The organism is Isoptericola sp. NPDC056578 (assembly GCF_042793275.1).
In the GTDB taxonomy this organism is placed as follows: domain Bacteria; phylum Actinomycetota; class Actinomycetes; order Actinomycetales; family Cellulomonadaceae; genus Isoptericola.
In genome coordinates this window covers 34,518-55,145 of record NZ_JBHTVC010000015.1, presented here as the reverse complement: position 1 = coordinate 55,145, position 20,628 = coordinate 34,518, and the positions used below count along the sequence as shown (strand labels likewise).

Genomic DNA, 20,628 nt, shown 5'->3' with positions numbered 1-20,628 from the left:
CGCGCCCGCCGACGACGGCCGGTCAGCGCGGCGCGAGCACCACGACCGGGGTCTCCCCGGCGCGGTGCGCGGCGAACCGGTCGATCTCGCCCCAGCCCTGGTGGCGGCCGACGAGCGTCCAGAGCCGGTCGCGCTCCTCGCCCTGCGCCGCCGCCGCCCGGACCGGTCGCGGGCCGTCGACGGTGTCCACCTCGGCGTCCGGGTGCGCGCGCAGGTTGAGCCACCACGCGGGCGGCGGGTCGCCCCAGCCGTTCATCGCCAGGGTCACGTACCGGCCGTCGTCCTCGACGTAGCCGAGGATCACGGCACGCTCCTGGCCGCTGCGGCGCCCGACGACGCGCAGGCGCAGCATGCCGAACTTGCCGCCGGGGGTGGGCCGCCGCAGCGGCCACCGGCCGCCGCTGATCCGGTAGCCGGCGCGCTGGACCGCCCACGCCGAGCGGACGAACCATCGCGGCGGGACGAAGGGCGGGCGGGACTCGGGGGCCGGTGTCGCGTGCGTGCTGCCCATGGCGGACTCCTCGGCGAACTCCTCGCAGCGGGCCGGCGCGGCACGCCGGGGCACCAGGCTAGCCCCGGGGTGGGCGCCGCGCCGCTGTCGTCGGCCGGGGCTACGGTCGGGTCGTGGCCACCGCCTCCGACGCTCCCGAGCGTCCCGTCCGCCTCGCTCATCGCGTCGTCCCCGGCCCTCCGGGGTCGGACGCCGCGCCGCTGGTGCTGCTGCACGGCGGGGGCGGTGACGGCTCGACGTGGGACCCGTTCCTCGGCCCGCTCTCCCGCCGCGGCCCGGTCGTGGTGCCGGACCTGCGGGGCGCGGGGCGCAGCCCGCGGCGCGGCGTCGGGTCGGTGACCGAGCTGCGGGACGACGTGCTGCTGCTGCTCGACGACCTCGCCCTGGACCGCGCGGTGCTGGTCGGGCACTCGCTGGGCGCACTCGTCGGGCTGCTGGTCGCCCTCGAGCGGCCCGACCGCGTCGCGGCGCTGGTGCTCGAGGAGCCCCCGCCCCTGGAGCCCTTCCGCCTCCCCGCGCCGGCCAGGCGCCCGGACGACGCGTCGTTCTACGAGCGGGAGATCCGCCCCGCGGTGCTGGCGGCGCTCGCCGCCCCGGACCCCGCCTGGGTGGACGGTCTGGCCGCCGTCGCCGCGCCGACGCTGGTGATCGGAGGCGGCCCCGACAGCCACCTGCCGCAGGACGCGATGGCCCGCACGGCGGCCCGGCTGCCCGACGCCCGGTTCGTCACGCTGTCCGGCGGCCACCTGGTGCACCCGCACGCCCCCGACGCGTTCCTGCGCGAGGTCGAGGGGTTCCTCGACCTCGCGCAGGGCGGCTCGTGACGGCTGGTCCGCGGGTCAGCCGGCCGGCGTCTCCCGCTTGCTCACGCGCACGGCGCGCTCGCCGTCGCCCGCCGCCACGGCGAGGTCGAGGGCGAGGGTCTCGCGGGCGATGAGCTCCCGGTAGGTCTCCACCGCGGCGACGTGCTCGGCGGGCACGTCGAGCTCCAGGGCGATGCGGTCGCTCACCTCCAGGCCCGCGGCCTTGCGGGCGTCCTGCACGTCGCGGATAACGTCGCGGGCGTAGCCCTCGGCGCGCAGCGCGTCGTCGAGCGCGAGGTCCAGGACGACGAACCCGCCGCCCGGCAGCACGGACGCCGCGACGTGCTCGCCGGCCGCGTCGCCCACGACGGTGGTGAGCTCGTACTCCGCCTCGAGGAGGGGCTCGTCGCCGGCGTCGGTCGTGACGACGACGGTGCCGTCGTCGTCCCGGCGCCACGCGCCCGCCTTCGCCGCCTTGATGACGGACTGGACGCCGCGGCCCAGACGCGGGCCGGCGGCCCGGGCGTTGACGGCCAGTCGCTCGGTGATGCCGAACCGCTCGGACGCGTCGGCGTCCGCCTCGACGAGGTCGACCGCCTTGACGTTGAGCTCCGACGTCAGCAGGCCGACGTAGTCCGCGAGCGCCGCCGGGTCCGGCACGGCCACCGTGAGGCGGGCCAGCGGCTGGCGCACGCGCAGCTGGTGCGCCTTGCGCAGCGCGAGCGCGCTGGACACGACCGCGCGCACCTCGTCCATCGCCGCGACGAGCTCGTCGTCGCGCACGAGCGCGGCCTCGGGGACCTGGTGGACCGCGACGGCGTGGGCGCCGTCGGCGCCCTCGAACCGCTCGCCGACGTCCTGCGCGGTCGCCGGCCAGTCCGTGAGGTGCACGGACCGGCCGCCGGTGAGGCCGCGCCAGACCTCCTCGGTGAGCAGCGGCGCCAGCGGCGCCATGACGCGCGTCAGCGTCTCGAGCGCCGTGTACAGCGTGTCGAACGCGTCGGCGTCCTCGGCCCAGAACCGGTCGCGCTGGGTGCGCACGTACCAGTTGGTCAGGACGTCGAGGTGCTCGCGCACCGACTCGCAGGCGCCTCCGATGTCGTAGGCGTCGAGCTGTGCGGTGACCTTCGCGACCAGGTCGTGGGTGCGGGCCAGCAGGTAGCGGTCGAGGGCGGGCAGGCCGGGGACGCGCTCGGCCGTGACGGGCTGCGCCGTGTAGCCCGCGCCGTCCGCGGCGCTGTTCGCGTACAGGGTGAAGAAGTAGTAGGTGCTCCACAGCGGCAGCAGCACCTGGCGCACGGAGTCGCGGATGCCCTCCTCCGTGACGACGAGGTTGCCGCCGCGCAGGATCGGGCTGGCCATGAGGAACCAGCGCATCGCGTCGGAGCCGTCGCGGTCGAACACCTCGGAGACGTCCGGGTAGTTGCGCAGGGACTTGCTCATCTTGCGGCCGTCGGACCCGAGCACGATGCCGTGCGAGACGGCGGTGCGGAACGCGGGCCGGTCGAACAGCGCGGTGGCGAGCACGTGCAGCAGGTAGAACCAGCCGCGCGTCTGGCCGATGTACTCGACGATGAAGTCGCCCGGGTAGTGGTGCTCGAACCAGTCGGCGTTCTCGAACGGGTAGTGCACCTGGGCGTACGGCATGGAGCCGGAGTCCATCCACACGTCCATGACGTCCTCGACGCGGCGCATCGTGGACTTCCCGGTCGGGTCGTCGGGGTTCGGGCGGGTGAGCTCGTCGACGAACGGGCGGTGCAGGTCCGGCTCTCCGTCAGGGCCCAGCGGCAGGCGGCCGAAGTCGCGCTCGATCTCCGCCAGCGAACCGTAGACGTCGATGCGCGGGTGCGCCGGGTCGTCGCTCTTCCACACCGGCACCGGGGATCCCCAGAACCGGTTGCGGCTCAGCGACCAGTCGCGGGCGTTCGCGAGCCACTTGCCGAACTGGCCGTCCTTGATGTGCTCGGGGGTCCAGGCGATCTCCTGGTTGAGCTCGACCATGCGGTCCTTGAACTTCGTCACCTCGACGAACCACGAGGACACGCCCATGTAGATCAGCGGCTGCCGGCAGCGCCAGCAGTGCGGGTAGGAGTGCGCGTACGACTCGCGGCGCAGCAGCACCGTGCCGGCGGTGACCGACCCGGCGTCGGCCTCCCCGCGGGTGCGCGCCTTGAGGTGGTCGATGATCGGCAGGTTCGCGTCGAAGACCTGCAGCCCGGCGTACTCGTCCACGGGGTGGATGAACTTGCCGTCCGCGCCCACCGGCATGACGGACGCGACGCCCTCGCGGTCGCACACGACCTTGTCGTCCTCGCCGAACGCGCCGGCGCTGTGCACCAGACCGGTGCCGTCCGTCGTCGTGACGAAGTCGGCCTCCACCACCCGGTGCGCGCGCTCGCGCCCCTCGTAGTACGAGAACGGCGGGGTGTAGGAGGTCTGGAGCAGGTCGCGGCCGGAGAGGCGACCGACGACGCGCGGCGCGTCCTCGTCCGGGTCGGTGAGCTCGCGGGCGTACGCGTCCACGCGCGCCGCGGCGAGCACGTAGCGCTGCGGCGCGCCCGTGAACGACGACTCCACGACGACGTACTCGATGTCCTCGCCGACCATGACGAGCAGGTTGGACGGGAGCGTCCACGGCGTCGTGGTCCAGATGAGGAGCTTGTCGCCGGGGCGCACGACGTCCTGGCCCGCGGGCACGGCGGTGACGTCGAAGCCGACGGTCACGGCCGGGTCCTGCCGGGTCTGGTAGACGTCGTCGTCCATGCGCAGCTCGTGGTTGCTCAGCGGCGTCTGGTCGTTCCAGCAGTACGGCAGCACGCGGTAGCCCTCGTACACGAGGCCCGCGTCGTAGAGCTTCTTGAAGCCCCAGAGCACCGACTCCATGTAGGTGACGTTGAGCGTCTTGTAGTCGTGGTCGAAGTCGACCCAGCGCGCCTGGCGGGTGACGTAGTCGCGCCACTCGGACGTGTACTTCAGCACCGACGAGCGACAGGCGGCGTTGAACTTCTCGATGCCGAGCTCGAGGATCTCGTCCTTGGTCTTGATGCCGAGCTGGCTCATCGCCTCGAGCTCGGCGGGCAGGCCGTGCGTGTCCCACCCGAACCGGCGCTCCACGTGCTTGCCGCGCATCGTCTGGTAGCGCGGGACGACGTCCTTCGCGTAGCCGGTGAGCAGGTGGCCGTAGTGCGGCAGGCCGTTGGCGAACGGCGGGCCGTCGTAGAACACGAACTCGTTGCTGCCGTTCTCCCCCGCCGGGTTCTTCGCGACGGACGCGCGGAACGTGTCGTCGGCGGCCCAGAAGTCCAGGACCTCGCGCTCGATCGCCGGCAGGTCCGGGGACGCGGGGACCCCGGCGATGCCGAAGGCGGCGCCCTGGTGGGGCTGGTCGGACGAGCGGTGCTGCGGATAGGCCATGGGTGGGCTCCTGTGCGGACGAGCTGGCGGTCGGTGGTACGACGTCGGTGCTGCTGTGCTGGTGCTGTGCAAGGACGACGCCCCCGCCCCGAAGGGCGCGGGTCCCGCGGTACCACCTCGCTTGCGGACGCCGCTCGCGCTGACCTCCGCCGCTCGTTCACGGCTGTGACGGGCCTACCCGTCCGGTTCTACTGAGAGCGCGGGTGCGCTCGGTTCTTCCGGAGGCTCACCGGTGATGGCCGGGTCGACGCCTGTGCGTCCATGGTAGCCAGCCGCGCAAGTGCGGTCGTCGAGGGGCGGCTTCGGCAGCAGGAGGAAAAACCCGGGCGGCATCGCGGACGTTCTCGCCAGGATGGCGGGTATGGACGAGGTCGAGGTCGTCGTGGCCCACAGCCAGCGCGCGACGCTGCGCGTGGGCGACATGTTCCTGAAGGTCGACGGCGACCCGGGGCACGCCGAGCGAGAGGCGCGGGCGATGGCACTGGCTCCGGTCCCGACCCCGGCGATCCTCTGGTGCGAGCCGCCCGTGCTCGCCATCGCCGCCGTGCCCGGACAGGCGCTCGGCGTCCTCGGCGAACCGTCACCGGCGTCGTCGGCGGCCTGGGCCGCGGCCGGCGCCGCCGCCCGGACGCTGCACGACGCACCGCTGCCGCCGTGGCCGGGACGCCCGCTCGACGACATCAGGGCCGAGCTCGACGCCGAATGCGCCTGGCTGCTCGATCACAATGTCCTGCCCCCCGAGGTGATCCGCCACAACCGCGAGATCGCCGAGGCCGCCCTGCGGCCCTGGTCCCCGGTGTTCGTCCACGGCGACCTCCAGCTCACCCACGTGTTCGTCGACGGCGACGAGCTCACCGGCATCATCGACTGGTCCGAGGCCGCGCCCGGCGACGCGATGTTCGACCTCGCCATCCTGACGCTCGGGCACGAGGAGCGCCTGGACGACGTGCTGGCCGGCTACGGCCCCGGCGCGGACCGGGCCGTGATCCGCGCCTGGTGGTCGCTGCGGAGCCTGACGGCGTCGCGCTGGCTGATCGAGCACGGCTTCGACCCGGACGCGCCGGGAGCCGAGCTCGACGTGCTCAGAGCCCGGATGCGGGAGACCTAGGCACGGGCCTGCGAGCCCGCCACCTCACGCGCGGGCGTCCGCCGCCATCGCCTCGAGCGCGGCGAACGGCGCCGGGGCCGCGAAGCGCCCGCGCAGCGACGGCTCGTACGCCGTGAGCGGCCGCGCCTGGAAGAACCTCGCCAGCGCGGGGTCGTCCGGCTCGACGCCCAGCTCCGGAGCGGGCACGAACCCGAAGCGGGAGTAGTACGCCGGGTCGCCGACGAGCACGACGAGCGGCTCCCCCAGCGCGTCGGCGGCGCCCAGCACCGTGTGCACCAGCGCGGAGCCGACGCCGCGGGCCTGGTGGTCCGGGTGCACGCTCAGCGGGCCGAGCACGAGGGCAGGGTCGTCGCCCACGCGCGCCCGCGTGCACACGACGTGCCCGACGACGTCGTCCCCCGCGCCGGCGACGAACGCGAGCTCGGGGATCCAGCACTCGTCCGCGCGCAGGAGGCCGACGAGCGTCGCCTCGCCGGGTGCGCCGTCCGGCTCCACGGGCGGCGCCGAGTACGGCGCGCCCGCGAAGGCGGCGGCGGTGACGGCGCGGACGGCGGCGGCGTCGGTCGGGAGCTCGCGGCGGATCAGCATGGGCCGATGGTGGCATCGGCCCGCCGTCGTCGTCTCCGGTATTCCCGGTCCCGCCGCGGCGGACGCCGCGGTCTACAGTCCCTCGCATGCGCCGCGGACCGATCGTCGCCCTCGCCGGGATCTCCGGGCTCGCCGCCGTGCTGGCCTGGAGCGAGTGGCTGAACCGGCGCTGGTCGCGCACCCTCGTGGCCGACGCCGCGGGGCCGACGCAGGCCGTCGTCGTCCTGGGGTTCCGCAATCCCGGCCCGGCGGCGAACGTCGTCAACCGCTGGCGGGTGCGCGCGGGGCTGCGGTCGATCGACCCGGCGGCACGCGCGCGGCTCGTGCTCAGCGGGGGCACGACGACGTCCCGCCGCTCCGAGGCGAGGGTGCTGGCCGACCGCGCCGTCGGCGTCCTGGGCTATGACGGCCCTCTGGTGCTGGAGGAGGAGAGCCGGACCACCTGGGAGAACGTCGCGCGCGTCCTCCCGCTGGTCGAGGACGCCGACCGGATCACGTTCGTCTCGCAGCCGGCGCACGCGCTCAAGGCCCGGGTCTACGTGGCCCGTCAGCGGCCGGACCTCATGGGCCGGCTGACCCGCGCGGCCGACCACCGCTGGGGCGAGTGGCTGCCGCTCAAGCCGGCCCTCGCCGCCTACGGCCTGTGGACGCTGCGGGGCGTCCGGCGCGACCTGCGCGGGCGGTGACACCGCGCCGCACGGCTCGTATCGTGACGTCGTGACCGTCACCCAGGCGCTGCTCGCCTTCGCGCTCGTCGCGGGCCTCCTCACCCTCGTCCCCGGACTCGACACCGCGCTGGTGCTGCGCAGCACCGTGACCCGCTCGCGCTCGCACGGGTTCGCGGCGCTCGGCGGCATCCAGGTCGGCACCCTCGTGTGGGGCGCCGCCGCCGCGGGCGGCGCGGCGGCGCTGCTCGCCGCCAGCCAGACGGCGTACCGCGTGCTCACCCTGGCGGGCGCGGCATACATGGTCTGGATGGGGGCGTCGATGCTCTGGCGGTCCTTCCGGTCCCCCCGCGACGCAGCCGGCGAGGTCGACGTGCCGCTGCCGACAGGCGGCCGCTGGCGCGACTTCGGGCTGGGGCTCAGCACCAACCTCATGAACCCGAAGGTCGGCGTCTTCTACGTCGCCGCGATCCCCCAGTTCGTGCCCGACGGCGTCAACCCGCTGCTCATGGGCCTGCTGCTCGCCCTGGTGCACTGCGTGCTCGGGACCGTCTGGCTGTCGCTCGTCGTCCTCGGGGCGGGCTGGTTCGGGCCCCGGCTGCGCCGGTCGGGCGCCGTGCGCTGGGTGGACCGCGTCACCGGCGGGGTGCTGGTCCTGTTCGGCGCCCGGCTGGCGGCCACCGCGCGCGTCTGACGCCGCCCCGGGCCGGTCCGCGCCCGATCAGGTGATCGTCAGCTCGATCGTGTGCCAGCCGGTGGCGCCGTCCGGCGCGGGTGGTGCCTCCGCCTCGACCTGGACGGTGCCGTCCGCGTCCGTCGCGCGTACCGCCACGAGGTGGTCGCCGGGGGGCGCGTCCCAGTCCAGGCGCCACTGGCGCCACGTGTCCGGGCCGACGGTCTCGGCGAGCTCGGCCGCGACCCAGTCGCCGTCGTCCACCCGCACCTCGACGCCGGAGATCCCGGTGTGCTGGGCCCAGGCGACGCCCGCGAGCGTCACGGTGCCGGCGGGCAGGTCGTCGCCCGGGCGCGGGACGTCGATGCGCGACGACAGCTTGATCGGACCCAGCGCAGACCAGCCGCGCGGCGTCCAGTAGCCCTGCTCGTCGGCGAACCGGGTGACCTTGAGCTCGGTGACCCACTTGGTGGCCGACACGTACCCGTACAGGCCGGGCACCACGAGGCGCGCGGGGAAGCCGTGCTCGGTGGGCAGGGGCTCGCCGTTCATGCCGACCGCCACGAGGCAGGCGCGGTCGGGCTCCTGCAGCACCTCCAGCGGCGTGCCCGCCGTGAAGCCGTCGGTGCTGCGCGAGAGCACCATGTCCGCGCCGGCCTGCGGCTTCGCCCGGGCCAGCAGCTCCCGCACGGGGTAGCCGAGCCACAGCGCGTTGCCGATGAGGCTCCCGCCCACCTCGTTGGAGACGCACGCCAGCGTGACGTGATGCTCCTCGAGCGGCAGCGCGAGCAGGTCGTCCCACGTGATCGTGAACGGCTCGTCCACGAGGCCGGTCACGGTGAGCGACCAGTCGTCGGGGTCCACCTGCGGCACGACCAGGGCCGTGTCGATGCGGTAGAACTCCGGGTTCGGCGTGACGTACGGAGCGGCACCCTCGACGCCGAGGTCGGCGCCCGCGGGCACCGGCGGCGCCGACGTCGCGGGCCGGGGTAGCCGGATCGCCTCCCGCGCGGCCGTCACCGCGCGACCGCCGGCGGAGACCACGCGCGAGACGCCGAGCACGACCACGGCGCCCGCCGCCGTGACGCCGGTCCACTGCAGGAAGCGGCGCCGGTCGATCGCGGACCGCCAGTCGGCCCCGGGCCGCTCGTCCTCGGCGAACCACGTCTCGACCCGCCGCAGCAGGGCGCTGAGCAGGGCGATCGCGGCCACCACCCCGAGCAGGCTCGGCAGCGCCCAGGCGATGTTCGCCCCCGGACGTCCGGCGGCCACGACGGCCGCCACCGCGCCCACGGCGCCCAGCAGGACGGCGCCCCACGGCGGACGACGCCGCTCCAGGAACCCGACGAGCGCCGCCCCGGCGAGGGAGACGGCGCCCATCGTCGCGAGCAGCACGGCCTTGTCTGCCGTGCCGAACCACGACACCGCCAGGTCCTTCAGCCAGCCGGGGACGCCGTCCACCACCGCCCCGCCGACCGCCACGACCGGGCTCGACGACGGGTCGACGAACGCCGCGACCAGCTCCGCGACCGCCAGGCCCGCCGCCGTCGCGACCACGCCCGCGAGCGCCGCCCACCAGCCGTCGCGCCGCTTCGGCTCGGGCGGGACCCACGACTCGGCGTCCCAGCCCCCGGCGTCTCCCGGTGAGCTGCTCATGACCTCAGCGTCCCACCACGGGGCTGGCGGGGGCACCGGGGTCCGGCCAGCCGGCGAGGTGCCCGAGCCACGCGAGGGCGAGCCACGACCCCTCGAGGTCCAGCTCCGTCCCCGGACCCGTGACGCGCGCGGAGCAGAGTGCGTCCAGCGTCCACGGTCCCTGCTCCGCCGGCGCGAGCGTCAGCGACCGGAGCGTCAGCGTCGTGCGGTCCAGCTCGACGTCGGCGGGCGCCGCACCGGACGTCGCCGGCAGCGCGGCCCAGGTCCGCCGGCGCGAGGTCCACAGGGTCGGGCGCGCGCCGTCGACCTCGGCGAGCCCGTCCGCGGTGCCGCCGACGACGGCGCAGGGCAGCTCGGCGACGGGCTCGGCGGGGTCGCGCGGCACCCGCGGCGGCTCGTCCCCGAGGCTCGCCACGTCGCCCGTCGGCGCGTTCCCGTTCGCGATCGACAGCGCGAGGTCCACGGCGGCGCGCACGAGGCCCGACGCCGCGCCCGCGCTCTCGCGCACCCCGCGCCGCTGCCGGCGCGGGCGTCGCCACGAGATCACGTCCTGGACCCGGGGACTCGTCATGGCGTCGACCGTAGCGCCACCACGGTCGACGTCACGCCCCGGCGACCGCCGGGTCCTGCCGGGGCACGTGCGCGAAGACCGACTGCCCCAGCCAGCGGGGCACCTGGCGCCGTGCCACCTCGGGGCCCACGAGGTCCACCTCGCGCGAGCGCAGCGCGTTCGCCCAGGTCACGTCACCCCGCCACAGGCGGGTGAGGGCCCGCAGCGGCGTCGTCACGACCACCGCCGCTGCGTAGCCGGGGTCGTAGTCGCACACCTCGACCTGCCCGTCCCGCACGACGATCCACCACCGGGACACCCGGGGGGCCACGTCGGTGAGCACGATCCCGAGGACGGTCCGCTCCCGGGGCCAGGCGGCGACGTCGATCGTGCGGCGCATGTCCCACAGCAGCAGGTGCGGGTCGAGGTCCTCCTCACCGAGTCCGCCGACCCACCGCGTGCCCCAGGCGCCGAGCGCCTCGACCACCGGCCGCAGCTCCTCGCCGGCGGGCGTGAGCACGTAGCGGACGTGGCCCTCGTCACCGGCGCGTCGCACGACGCCCGCACGTTCCAGGGTCCGCAGCCGCTTCGACAGCAGCGTGGGCGACATCTTCGGGTTGCCGCGCCGCAGCTCGTTGAACCGCGAGCTGCCGAGCAGCAGCTCGCGCACGACGAGCAGCGTCCACCGCTCGTCGAGCACCTCCATCGCCTTGGCGACGGGGCAGAACTGCCCGTAGCCCGCCATCCCCCCAGTGAACGCCCGCGACGCGCGGCGGGCCAGTACAGATCCAGGACTTCGCCCGGTCCAGATCCGGCACTGGATCGCGGCCGGCGCCGGGCGCACCGTGAAGGGGTCGGCACGGTCCCGTGCCGGTCACCGTGGAGCGAAGGAGCCCCTCATGAGCGTCACCGATCCCCGGACCGTCCCCGCCGAGCTGCTCGAGACGGTCCGCACCAAGCACCGCGCCGTCTGGGAGTCGGGCGACTATCCAGCCGTCGCGGACCAGGTCATCCCCTCGTTGGGGGCCGTCCTCGTGGGGGCGTGCGACGTCGGCCCGGGCGACCGGGTGCTCGACGTCGGCGCCGGCTCGGGCAACGCGTCGATCCCGGCCGCGCTGGCGGGGGCCGACGTCGTCGCCTCCGACCTGTCCCCCGAGCTCCTCGAGGCGGGCCGACGACGCGCCGAGGCCACGGGCGCCACCCTGCGCTGGGAGCCGGCCGACGCGCACGCGCTCCCGTTCGACGACGGCGCGTTCGACGTCACCCTGTCGTGCGTGGGCGTGATGTTCGCGCCGTTCCACCAGCTCGCGGCCACCGAGCTCGCACGGGTGACCCGCCCCGGCGGCACGATCGGGAACGTCGCGTGGACGCCGGACGGGTTCATCGGCCAGATGTTCGCGACCCTCAAGCCCTACGCGCCCCCGCCGCCGCCCGGGGCCCTCCCGCCGCCGCTGTGGGGCACCGAGGAGCACGTGCTCGCGCTCTTCGGCGACCGCGTCACCGACGTCCGGGCCGAGGTGCACGGGCTCGTCGTCGACCGCTTCTCCGACGGCGCCGCGTTCCGCGACTTCTTCAAGGCCACCTACGGGCCGACCATCGCGACGTACCGGCACCTCGGGGACGACGACGCCCGGGCGGCCGAGCTCGACGACGCGCTGGCCGCGCTCGGCGACCGGCACCTGCGGGACGACGGCACGATGGTCTGGGACTACCTGCTGGTGCGCGTGACCCGGGCGTGAGCCCGCGCCCTCACCCCGCGGCGATGAGGCGGTGACGGACCCGGTCGAGCTCCGGGTCCGTCACGCCGTGCGCGCGCAGGTAGTCCGCCGGGTCCACGCCGTCGAGGAAGTCCCCGAGCGCCGCGGCGACGGTGTCGCACCAGGCCGCCAGCACGTCGGGCGCGCGGTGCGGCTCGCTCCATCCCGGCTCGGTGACGGCCCGGTCGTTGTTCGCGCGCACGGCCCGCAGGTAGTCGTCGACGACGACCGGGCGGGGGACGCCGACGAGGGTCAGCAGCAGGGCGGTGACCATGCCGGTCCGGTCGCGCCCGCCCGCACAGTGGTAGACGACGGCGCCGTCGGGCGCGTCGGCGATCGTGCGGAACACGTCGGTGACGAGCCCGGGCCAGCGCTCGAGCACGGTCGCGTAGTAGCGCGGGGTGTCGAGGTGCGGCGCCCAGGCGCGCATGAACTCCTCGTCGTCCGGGTCCTCGACGGGGCGGTGGTGACGCGTCACGGTCGGCGGCAGCTCCAGCGGCTCGATCTCGGCCGCGTTGCGCAGGTCGACGACGGTGCGCACGCCCGCGGCGGCCATCGCCGCGAGGCCCTCGGGGCCGGCGTCGTCGAGCCGCGACGTCCGGTAGAGGCTCCCGGTCCGGGTGCGCCCGCCGTCGGCGGTGGGCAGCCCGCCCAGGTCGCGGGCGTTCGGCAGCGCGCCCCAGTGCACCGCGCGGGCGTCGGGGCCGGTCGAGGCGGGGCCGCCCCCGCGGGCGAGGTGTCGGTCGGGATGCTCACGGGCGTCAGGCAACCACACGTCGTCGGCTGGGCGTACTAGGCTCGACGCCGGATCACGGGCACGACTCTGGCCCGTCGGCGCGACCCGGGCTGTGGGCCGCGGTTCCACCGGCGCGAGATGGCGCGCCGTCGGACGACACCACCGACGACGACCCCTGGAGCTTCCGCGTGCCCCGACTCCCCCGTACCGCCGTGCCCGGCGTTGCCCTGCTCGCCCTGTCCCTCGCCGCCCTCACCGGCTGCGGCCAGGACCCTGCCGACGCCGCGCCCTCGGCCGCCCCGACGGACGGGTCCGCCGGGGGGACCACCTACCCGCTGACGCTCGACAACTGCGGTGTCGAGACGACGGTCGACGGCGCACCGCAGCGCGTGGTGACGATCAAGTCGAGCACCACGGAGATGCTGCTCGCCCTCGGGCTCGGCGACCGCATCGTCGGGTCGGCGTTCCTCGACGGCCCCGTGCCGGACTCGCTGGCCGACGCCGCCGCCGACGTGCCCGCCGTCGCCGAGCCGATGGCGGAGCAGGTGCCCGGCGCGGAGGCCGTGCTCGGCCTGGAGCCCGACCTCGTCTACGCCGGCTGGGAGTCCAACCTCACCGCCGACGGCGCGGGCGACCGTGCCACGCTGGCGAAGCTCGGCGTGGCGACCTACGTCTCCCCCGCCGCCTGCAAGGCGCCGGAGTACATGCCGGACCCGCTGACCTTCGACGACGTCTTCGCCGAGATCGACGAGGTGGGCGAGGTCTTCGACGCCTCCGACGCCGCCGACGACCTCGTCGCGACGCAGCAGGACGCGCTCGCGTCCGTCGCCCCCGACGACCGCGGCCTCACCGCGCTCTGGTACTCCTCGGGCGACGACATCCCCTACGTCGGGGCGGGCATCGGCGCGCCGCAGATGATCATGGACGCCGTCGGCCTGGAGAACGTCGCGGGCGACGTGGACGACACCTGGACGTCGTTCTCCTGGGAGCAGGCGATCGAGGCGGACCCGGACGTCGTCGTGCTCGTCGACGCGACGTGGAACAGCGCGGAGCAGAAGATCGAGCGGCTCGAGTCGAACCCCGCCACCGCCCGGATGACGGCCGTGCGCGAGGGGCGCTACCTCATCGTGCCGTTCCCCGCGTCCGAGGCCGGCGTGCGCAACGTCGACGCCGTCGTCGACCTCGCCGACCAGCTGGCGGGCCTCGACCTGTGACGACCGTCGCCGAGCCGGTCCGCACCCCGCCGTCGACGTCGTCGACGGCGCGGCGGGGCGCGGCCTGGTGGCTGCCCGCGTCGGTGGTCGTGCTCGTCGCGACCGTCCTCGTGACCGTGACGGTCGGCCCGGCCGACCTGTCCGTCGCGGACGTGTGGCGTTCGATCGCGACGCACGTCGGCCTCGGCGGCGCGCTGGGCCTCGAGCCGCTCGACGCGCTGCCGGACGGCATGGTCTGGGAGCTGCGGCTGCCCCGCGTGCTCACCGCCGCGGCGGTGGGGGCGGGTCTCGCGGTGTGCGGCGTCGTCATGCAGTCCCTCACGCGCAACCCGCTCGCGGACCCCTACCTGCTGGGGCTGTCGTCCGGGGCGTCGCTGGGAGCGGTGCTCGTGCTGGTCGCCGGGCTGACGGTGCTGCTGCCGGTCGCCGCGTTCGGCGGCGCGGTCGCGGCGCTCGCCGCCGCCCTCGGGCTGGCCGGCGCGATCGGCACGATCACGCCGACCCGCACCGTGCTGGCCGGGCTGGCGGTGAGTCAGCTCGCCGCGGCCGCGACGAGCTTCGTCATCTTCTGGTCCGCCACCGGCGACTCGTACCGCGAGATCCTGTCGTGGCTCATGGGGTCGGTCGCGGGCGCGACCTGGACCTCGGTCGCGATCACCGGCGTGGCCGTGCTGGTGCTGGGCACCCTGCTCGCCTCGACCGGCTCGATCCTCGACGCGTTCACCTTCGGCGACACCGCGGCCGCCACGCTCGGCGTGCCCGTCGCGCGGGTGCGGTGGCTGCTGCTGGTGGGCGTCGCGCTGCTCACGGGCGCCCTGGTGTCCCAGAGCGGGTCGATCGGGTTCGTCGGCCTGATCCTGCCGCACGCCGTACGGCTGCTCACCGGTGCGCGGCACCGGCTGCTCCTGCCGCTGTCCGCGCTGTGCGGGGCGTCGTTCCTCGTCTGGGCCGACACGCTCGCCCGCACGGTCTTCGCCCCCCGCGAGGTGCCCGTGGGCATCGTCACCGCCGCGATCGGCGCGCCCGTGTTCGCCCTGCTGCTGTGGCGCGGCCGGAGGATCGCATGACCACCGAGACCCGCTCCCAGGCTCGCACCGAGACCCGCACCGGCACCCCCGCCCGGGACGCCGCGGCTCCGGCCGCCGACGGCCTGGACGCCGCCCGGGTCTCGTGGTCGACGGGCGGCCGCCTGATCCTCGACGGCGTGGACGTCACCGCCACCGCGGGCGCGGTGACCGGGCTGCTCGGCCCGAACGGCTCGGGCAAGTCCACGCTGCTGCGCGTGCTCGCCGGGGTGCAGGCGCCGACGGACGACGCACGCTCGGGCGGCGCACGCGTCGTCTTCGGTGGCGCCGACCTCCTCGCCCTGCCGCGGCGTCGTCGCGCACGGACGCTCGCGTTCGTCGAGCAGGAGGCGTCCACCGACCTGCCGGTGACGGTGCTCGACGCCGTCCTGCTCGGCCGCATCCCCCACCGCTCCCTGCTGGCCGGTGACTCCGCGGACGACCGCGCCGCCGCCCGGCGCGCCCTCGACGACGTCGGGGCGGCGCACCTTGCCGACCGCGAGGTCACGACCCTCTCCGGCGGCGAGCGCCAGCGCGTGCACATGGCGCGCGCCCTGGCGCAGGAGCCCGCGCTCGTCCTGCTGGACGAGCCGACCAACCACCTCGACATCGCCGCCCAGCTCGACGCGCTACGCATCCTGCGCGACCTCGCCGACCGGGGCGTCACCGTGCTCGCCGCCCTGCACGACCTCCAGCTCGCCGCCCAGCACTGCGACCACGTGGTGCTGCTGTCCGGAGGCCGCGTCGTCGTCGCCGGCGACGTGCGCGACGTCCTCGTGCCCGACGTCCTCGACCCCGTCTACGGCGTGCGCACCGAGGTGCTCACCCACCCGCGCACCGGTCGCCCGGTGCTGACGTTCGAGCCGGCCGACTGATCCGCTGCATCAGGCCCGCGGACGCCGCCCCAGCTCGATGGCCGGGCAGCGGTCCATCACCATGTCGAGTCCGGCGGCGCGGACGCGGGCCGCGGCGGCCTCGTCGACGACGTCGAGCTGGAACCACACCGCCTTGGCGCCGATCGCGATCGCCTCGTCGGCGACGGCCCCGGCCAGCTCGGAGCGGACGAAGACGTCCACGACGTCGACCGGGAACGGGATGTCCGCCAGGCTCGCGTAACCCTGCTCGCCGTGCACGGTCTCGGCGCGCGGGTGCACGGGCACGATCCGCTTGCCCGCGCGCTGCAGCACCCCCGCGACGCCGTACGCGGCCCGCTCCGTGTTCGTGGACAGCCCGACGACGGCCCAGGTGGTGGTCTCGTCGAGGACGCGGTCGATGGTCGCGTCGACGTCGGTGGTGGTCTCGCTGACCTCTGAGCTGCTCATGCCTCGTGCAACCGGCACCTCGATCGGCCTGTTCCAGTCGCGCGGGTCCCTGATCCTCATGCGTGCCCCCTCGTCGTCCGTTCCGTCCGAGCCCTCGTCCGAGCCGTCATGCGACCGCCAGCGCCACGCCCGCGAGCGCGCACGACGCGGCGCAGGCGACGGTCCGCACGTGGTTGAGCCGGCTCCAGGGCCGGTCGAACGCGGCCCACCCGGCGGCGTCCCGGTGCGCCATGACGTGGTTGTTCAGCGGCACGTTGCCCACCGCCGTCACCCCGAGCATGCCCACGACCACCAGCACGGCGCTCGCCACGACCAGCCACGCGCCGTCATACCCGCCGACGAGACCGACCACCGCCGAGCCCGCGGGCACGACCACGGCCGCGCCGAACAGGGTCATGAACGGTGGCCGGACGGCGTCCTCGTTGATCGCCGCGATCGCGGCGGCCGCCGCCGCGGGGTCGAGCCTGCGCAGCCCCGGCATGACGAAGGTCGAGAACGCCGCGAACACCCCGCCCGCCAGACCGGTGGTCAGCACGGTCAGCACGAGGAGCACGCCCCAGAGGTCCATGGGCCCATCCAACCAGCGGGACGGCCCCGGCCGCAGCAGGATGGACCGCATGCCCGTGCCTCCGGCCGTCTCCAAGGCCACCAAGCGTTTCAACCCGTACGCCCTCAAGGTGAGCTCGCGCGTGCCGCCGTGGGTCACGCTGCACCACACCGGCCGCAAGAGCGGCCGCGAGTACCGCACCCCCGTGGTGGCGTTCGCCGCCCGGGCGCCGATCGACACGCGGGTCGCCCGGCCCGGCGACCCGGTCGAGATCGGGGAGTACCGCGACATCCTCGTGCTGACACCGCTGCCCTGGGGCCCGGACGTGGACTGGTGCCGCAACGTGCGCGCCGCGGGCTCGTACCGGCTCACCCGCAAGGGGGTCGACTACCGCGCGGACCAGCTCCGCGTCGTGGACGCCGACGACGCCCGCGGGATGCTCGGCGGGTTCGTCGGCGCGGCGTCGGGGCTGATCGGCATCGAGTCGTTCCTCGTCGGGCGGCTGCACCGCTGGCCGGTCGACGAGCCAGGGCAGGGCTGAGGACCCGACGGCGTCGGCGGCGCGGGGCAGCTCCCCGGACACGAGGCCGGCGCCCGACGGTCCGTCCGCGCGCGCCCCGAGCAGAACACCGCGCGGCACTCGGCCGGTGGCGCGTCAGGCGTCCACGCCGTCGAGCAGCCCCGTCAGGATCCGGGGCAGCAGACGCCCCAGCAGGTCCTGGTCGCCCGTCGCGGGGGCCGACGTCGCGATCGCCCGCGCGAGGTGCGGATGCTCCCCGGCGACGACGACCGCGCGGAGGTACTCCTCCTGCGCCGACCGCCACTCCTCGGTCGAGCGGTCCGCGGCGAGCTCGGTCGCGGCGAGCGTCGCCACGAGCCCGATCGTCAGGCCCACGGCCTCGAGCTTGACCTGGCCGGGCGCGTCGACCGGGTCCAGCGCGGCGAGCGCCCGCTCGAGGAGGACGACGCCGTGGGGCGTCATCGGCGGCTGCGCCTGCAGGACGTCGACCGTCCACGGGTGACTCCGGCAGAGGGAGTCCAGCGCGCGGGCGAGCGCGAGGACGTCGGCCTGCCAACCACCGGTGAGGGAGGGGTACCGGACGTCGGCGAGCACCGCGTCGAGCATGAGCTGGATCAGCTCGTCGCGGCTGTCGACGTACCGGTACAGCGCGGTGGCGCCGGCTCCGATCGCGGCCGCCACCTTGCGCATCGACACGGCTCCGAGGCCCCCGGCGTCGGCCAGTCGGACCGCGGCGGCCGCGATGCCGGCGCGGTCGTGCCCGGGTGCCGGTCCGCGGCCCGCCCGTTCGGTCCGCAGCCAGATGCTGCGGCGCCGCTCGCTCTCTGTGTACATCGCTCGCAGTCTAGTAGCCTGGAGTACAGCGAACACTGTTCACAGAGAGCCCGAGGCGCCCGATGACCCCGCCGACCCGCTTTGCCACCCATGACGACGTCACCATCGCGTACGAGACGTTCGGCGACCCGGCCTCCGGCGAGCCGCTCCTGCTGATCATGGGGCTGGACTTCCAGATGGTGTGGTGGCCCGACGCCCTCTGCGAGCTGCTGGTCGACGCAGGGTTCGCCGTCGTGCGATTCGACAACCGCGACACCGGGCTCTCCACGCACTTCACGTCGCCGGCACGACAGAACCCCTGGCGGGCGATGCTCGGCGGGACGGCCCCGGCGTACACCGGCACGGACATGCTCGACGATGTCGAGACCGTGCTGGACGCCGTCGGATGGACGTCGGCGCACCTGCTGGGCATCTCGCTCGGCGCCGGCGTCGCGCAGGCGGCCGCGCTCCGACGTCCGACCCGGGTCCGCAGCCTGACCAGCTGCTGCGGCCTGCCGTGCACCGCCCCCGCGTGGCGCAGGTTGGCGTACGTGCGGTTCGGCATCTTCCGCGAGCTGGCGAGGCTCGGCGAGCCGACCACGTCCGCAGAGGCCGTCGACGTCCTGGTGGCGATCTGGCGGGCCCTCTCCGACCCGGCGCCGATCGACGAGGAGTGGGCCCGCCAGGCCGCGACCGTGAGCCACGACCGCGCGCCCCGGGACCCGCGCACCACCCAGCGGCAGCTCGCCGCGTGGTCCCGGGAGCGCCTGCCCGCGCTCTCGACCCTCCGCGTCCCGACCCTCGTGGTCTCCGGCGAGGACGACCCGCTCATGAAGGTGTCGGGCGGGCGCGACGTCGCCCGTCAGGTCCCGGGCGCCGTCTTCCGGACCCACCCGGGGATGGGGCACACGCTCCCGGAGAGGGTCTGGCCGGCGCTCGTCGCGGACCTGCGGCGGCTGGCGGACCGGGCGAGGGCAGCGGCCTAGGTGAACCCCCCTGGGCGCCGGGCGCGGCACCAGGGCCGGTTTCAGGGACCTCCCGGTTCCGTGACGCCGGTCACCTTCCGTACGTTCGACGGCATGATCGAGGCACAGGGTCTGTCCAAGCACTACGGGAGCACGACCGCCGTCGAGCGCGTCACCTTCACGGTGCGGCCCGGCGTCGTCACCGGCTTCCTCGGCCCCAACGGGGCGGGCAAGTCCACCACCATGCGCATGATCATGGGGCTCGACCGGCCCTCCGCGGGCTCGGTCACCGTCAACGGCCGCGCGTACGCGCGGCACCGGTCCCCGCTCACCGAGGTGGGCGCGCTCCTCGAGGCCCGTGCCGTGCACCCCGGCCGGACGGCGCGGTCGCACCTGCGCGCGCTGGCCGCCACGCACGGCATCCCCGACCGGCGGGTCGACGAGGTCATCGACATGACCGGCCTGGCCTCCGTGGCCCGCAAGCGGGTCGGCGGGTTCTCGCTCGGCATGGGCCAGCGGCTCGGCATCGCGTCGGCACTGCTGGGCGACCCGCGCACGCTCATCCTCGACGAGCCCGTCAACGGCCTCGACCCCGAGGGCGTGCTGTGGGTGCGCCGCCTCGCGCGGAGCCTCGCGGCCGACGGCCGCACCGTCTTCCTGTCCAGCCACCTCATGAGCGAGATGGCGCTCACCGCCGACCACGTCATCGTCATCGGGCGCGGCCGCATCCTCGCCGACGCTCCGGTCAGCGACGTCGTCGAGGCCGCGTCGCGGCGCGCGGTCACCGTCCGCACCCCCGGCCCATCGGCCCTGCGCACCGCGCTGGAGCGCGCGGGCGCCGCCGTCGTCGTGCCCGACGTCGCCCACGAGGGCTCGCTGGAGGTCACGGGCCTGGACGCCGCCGCGATCGGCGAGATCGCCCTCACCGCCGGCGTCGCGCTGCACGAGCTGACCCCGGTCGCCTCGACCCTCGAGGACGCCTACCTGGAGCTCACGGCGGACGCCGTCGAGTACCGCACCGACGACACCTCCGACCAGCTGGCGGCCGCCGGCACGACGACCACGGGAGACCCGTCATGAGCGCCGACCCGCGGCTCGCGACCCCGAGCGGCGCCGTCGCGGTGACGTTCGGGTACGGGCTCGCGCAGCTCACCGTGGCAGTGCTCGCCGTCCTGACCATCACCGGCGAACACTCCACCGGGATGATCCGCGCGACCTTCGCCGCCGTGCCCCGGCGGCTGCCCGTCCTGTGGGCCAAGCTCCTGGTCGTCGCGGCGACGACGGCGCTGCTGGCCGTCGTCGGCCTGGCCGCGGCCTGGCTCGCGACGCGTCCTCGCTGTCCGCCGACGGACTCGCGCTGGACCTCTCCGACGGCGAGCATCTCCGCGCCCTGGGCGGCACGGTCGCGTACCTGGTGACCGTCGCCGCGCTGTCGCTGGGCATCGGCGCCCTCTGGCGGAGCACCGCGGCCGGGATCGCCACCACCCTGGGCCTGCTGATGGTGCTGCCGCTGCTGTTCCAGGTGCTCGCCGGCTCGGCCGCCTGGGCGCAGGACGTCTACGCCTACCTCCCGACCGTGGCCGGCGAGCGCCTCGTCGCCACCGGGCCCACCCCGGACGGGCTCCTCTCCCCCGGTGCCGGGTTCGCGGTGCTGGCGGCCTACGCGACGGCGGTGCTCGCCGCGGCCGCCGTCGCCGTCCGGCGCCGCGACGCGTGACCGCG

23 protein-coding genes are annotated in these 20,628 nt (G+C 75.3%); 13 read left to right on the top strand and 10 right to left on the bottom strand.

What is annotated here, in order from left to right; genetic code table 11:
• Positions 1–22 precede the first annotated feature (22 nt).
• On the bottom strand, positions 23–511 hold the full coding sequence (locus ACFQ80_RS08350) for a nitroreductase/quinone reductase family protein (RefSeq protein ID WP_430563316.1): 489 nt from the start codon (positions 509–511) through the stop codon (positions 23–25).
• A 113-nt stretch (positions 512–624) separates the two neighbouring features.
• On the opposite strand from ACFQ80_RS08350, the gene ACFQ80_RS08345 reads away from it, so the two are divergent.
• The gene (locus ACFQ80_RS08345; RefSeq protein ID WP_430563315.1) at positions 625–1,335 is read left to right on the top strand and encodes an alpha/beta fold hydrolase; all 711 of its coding nucleotides are present in this window, start codon (positions 625–627) and stop codon (positions 1,333–1,335) included.
• Between the two features lie 15 nt (positions 1,336–1,350).
• On the opposite strand, the gene ileS is transcribed toward ACFQ80_RS08345, so the two are convergent.
• Entirely contained in the window at positions 1,351–4,728 is a 3,378-nt protein-coding gene (gene ileS, locus ACFQ80_RS08340) for an isoleucine--tRNA ligase (protein ID WP_430563314.1), read from the bottom strand.
• Between the two features lie 361 nt (positions 4,729–5,089).
• On the opposite strand from ileS, the gene ACFQ80_RS08335 reads away from it, so the two are divergent.
• Positions 5,090–5,836, top strand: a complete 747-nt coding sequence (locus ACFQ80_RS08335; RefSeq protein WP_430563313.1) for a phosphotransferase family protein — start codon at positions 5,090–5,092, stop codon at positions 5,834–5,836.
• Between the two features lie 24 nt (positions 5,837–5,860).
• Here ACFQ80_RS08335 and ACFQ80_RS08330 read toward each other — a convergent pair whose 3' ends face one another.
• Positions 5,861–6,424, bottom strand: coding sequence for a GNAT family N-acetyltransferase (locus ACFQ80_RS08330; RefSeq protein WP_430563312.1), 564 nt, complete (start codon positions 6,422–6,424; stop codon positions 5,861–5,863).
• Positions 6,425–6,510: 86 nt separating this feature from the next.
• On the opposite strand from ACFQ80_RS08330, the gene ACFQ80_RS08325 reads away from it, so the two are divergent.
• Positions 6,511–7,110, top strand: a complete 600-nt coding sequence (locus tag ACFQ80_RS08325) for a YdcF family protein (protein WP_430563311.1) — start codon at positions 6,511–6,513, stop codon at positions 7,108–7,110.
• Positions 7,111–7,141: 31 nt separating this feature from the next.
• On the top strand, positions 7,142–7,783 hold the full coding sequence (locus ACFQ80_RS08320) for a LysE family translocator (RefSeq protein ID WP_430549860.1): 642 nt from the start codon (positions 7,142–7,144) through the stop codon (positions 7,781–7,783).
• A gap of 27 nt (positions 7,784–7,810) precedes the next feature.
• Here the strand turns inward: ACFQ80_RS08320 and ACFQ80_RS08315 are convergent, their stop codons facing one another.
• Genes ACFQ80_RS08315 through ACFQ80_RS08305 form a run of 3 tightly spaced genes read right to left on the bottom strand, consistent with a single transcriptional unit; the run spans position 7,811 to position 10,713 of the window.
• A complete protein-coding gene (locus ACFQ80_RS08315) occupies positions 7,811–9,418 on the bottom strand; it encodes a molybdopterin-dependent oxidoreductase (protein WP_430563310.1) in 1,608 nt (535 codons plus the stop codon).
• Positions 9,419–9,422: 4 nt separating this feature from the next.
• A complete protein-coding gene (locus ACFQ80_RS08310) occupies positions 9,423–9,989 on the bottom strand; it encodes a hypothetical protein (protein ID WP_430563309.1) in 567 nt (188 codons plus the stop codon).
• Positions 9,990–10,020: 31 nt separating this feature from the next.
• The gene (locus ACFQ80_RS08305; RefSeq protein ID WP_430563308.1) at positions 10,021–10,713 is read right to left on the bottom strand and encodes a winged helix-turn-helix transcriptional regulator; all 693 of its coding nucleotides are present in this window, start codon (positions 10,711–10,713) and stop codon (positions 10,021–10,023) included.
• 154 nt (positions 10,714–10,867) lie between these two features.
• Between ACFQ80_RS08305 and ACFQ80_RS08300 the strand changes: the two genes are divergently transcribed.
• Complete coding sequence (locus tag ACFQ80_RS08300) at positions 10,868–11,707, top strand: class I SAM-dependent methyltransferase (protein ID WP_430563307.1); 840 nt, start codon at positions 10,868–10,870, stop codon at positions 11,705–11,707.
• Between the two features lie 10 nt (positions 11,708–11,717).
• Here ACFQ80_RS08300 and ACFQ80_RS08295 read toward each other — a convergent pair whose 3' ends face one another.
• Complete coding sequence (locus tag ACFQ80_RS08295; protein ID WP_430563306.1) at positions 11,718–12,494, bottom strand: tyrosine-protein phosphatase; 777 nt, start codon at positions 12,492–12,494, stop codon at positions 11,718–11,720.
• Positions 12,495–12,649: 155 nt separating this feature from the next.
• Between ACFQ80_RS08295 and ACFQ80_RS08290 the strand changes: the two genes are divergently transcribed.
• The 3 genes from ACFQ80_RS08290 to ACFQ80_RS08280 are packed head-to-tail and all read left to right on the top strand — an operon-like array spanning position 12,650 to position 15,614.
• Complete coding sequence (locus ACFQ80_RS08290) at positions 12,650–13,675, top strand: putative F420-0 ABC transporter substrate-binding protein (RefSeq protein ID WP_430549854.1); 1,026 nt, start codon at positions 12,650–12,652, stop codon at positions 13,673–13,675.
• Positions 13,672–14,742, top strand: a complete 1,071-nt coding sequence (locus tag ACFQ80_RS08285) for a putative F420-0 ABC transporter permease subunit (RefSeq protein WP_430563305.1) — start codon at positions 13,672–13,674, stop codon at positions 14,740–14,742. Before ACFQ80_RS08290 ends, ACFQ80_RS08285 begins: the two co-directional genes overlap by 4 nt.
• On the top strand, positions 14,739–15,614 hold the full coding sequence (locus tag ACFQ80_RS08280; protein ID WP_430563304.1) for a putative F420-0 ABC transporter ATP-binding protein: 876 nt from the start codon (positions 14,739–14,741) through the stop codon (positions 15,612–15,614). The genes ACFQ80_RS08285 and ACFQ80_RS08280 overlap by 4 nt, the downstream gene beginning before the upstream one ends.
• A gap of 9 nt (positions 15,615–15,623) precedes the next feature.
• On the opposite strand, the gene ACFQ80_RS08275 is transcribed toward ACFQ80_RS08280, so the two are convergent.
• Together ACFQ80_RS08275 and ACFQ80_RS08270 are read right to left on the bottom strand one after the other, a co-directional pair.
• Positions 15,624–16,061, bottom strand: coding sequence for a CoA-binding protein (locus tag ACFQ80_RS08275; RefSeq protein WP_430549851.1), 438 nt, complete (start codon positions 16,059–16,061; stop codon positions 15,624–15,626).
• Between the two features lie 106 nt (positions 16,062–16,167).
• Positions 16,168–16,629, bottom strand: coding sequence for an anthrone oxygenase family protein (locus ACFQ80_RS08270; RefSeq protein ID WP_430549850.1), 462 nt, complete (start codon positions 16,627–16,629; stop codon positions 16,168–16,170).
• Between the two features lie 49 nt (positions 16,630–16,678).
• On the opposite strand from ACFQ80_RS08270, the gene ACFQ80_RS08265 reads away from it, so the two are divergent.
• Complete coding sequence (locus tag ACFQ80_RS08265) at positions 16,679–17,149, top strand: hypothetical protein (RefSeq protein WP_430563303.1); 471 nt, start codon at positions 16,679–16,681, stop codon at positions 17,147–17,149.
• Between the two features lie 114 nt (positions 17,150–17,263).
• Here the strand turns inward: ACFQ80_RS08265 and ACFQ80_RS08260 are convergent, their stop codons facing one another.
• Positions 17,264–17,962 (bottom strand): TetR/AcrR family transcriptional regulator C-terminal domain-containing protein, encoded by a 699-nt coding sequence (locus ACFQ80_RS08260; protein ID WP_430563302.1) that lies wholly within the window; start codon positions 17,960–17,962, stop codon positions 17,264–17,266.
• A gap of 62 nt (positions 17,963–18,024) precedes the next feature.
• On the opposite strand from ACFQ80_RS08260, the gene ACFQ80_RS08255 reads away from it, so the two are divergent.
• The 4 genes from ACFQ80_RS08255 to ACFQ80_RS08240 all read left to right on the top strand — a co-directional run bounded on the left by ACFQ80_RS08255 (position 18,025) and on the right by ACFQ80_RS08240 (position 20,623).
• Positions 18,025–18,927 carry an alpha/beta fold hydrolase gene (locus ACFQ80_RS08255; protein ID WP_430563301.1) on the top strand — a complete coding sequence of 301 codons (903 nt, stop codon included), beginning with the start codon at positions 18,025–18,027 and terminating at the stop codon, positions 18,925–18,927.
• A gap of 93 nt (positions 18,928–19,020) precedes the next feature.
• A complete protein-coding gene (locus ACFQ80_RS08250) occupies positions 19,021–19,986 on the top strand; it encodes an ABC transporter ATP-binding protein (RefSeq protein ID WP_430563300.1) in 966 nt (321 codons plus the stop codon).
• The gene (locus ACFQ80_RS08245) at positions 19,983–20,324 is read left to right on the top strand and encodes a hypothetical protein (RefSeq protein WP_430563299.1); all 342 of its coding nucleotides are present in this window, start codon (positions 19,983–19,985) and stop codon (positions 20,322–20,324) included. The genes ACFQ80_RS08250 and ACFQ80_RS08245 overlap by 4 nt, the downstream gene beginning before the upstream one ends.
• A complete protein-coding gene (locus ACFQ80_RS08240; protein ID WP_430563298.1) occupies positions 20,321–20,623 on the top strand; it encodes a hypothetical protein in 303 nt (100 codons plus the stop codon). The genes ACFQ80_RS08245 and ACFQ80_RS08240 overlap by 4 nt, the downstream gene beginning before the upstream one ends.
• The last annotated feature ends 5 nt before the right edge of the window (positions 20,624–20,628 follow it).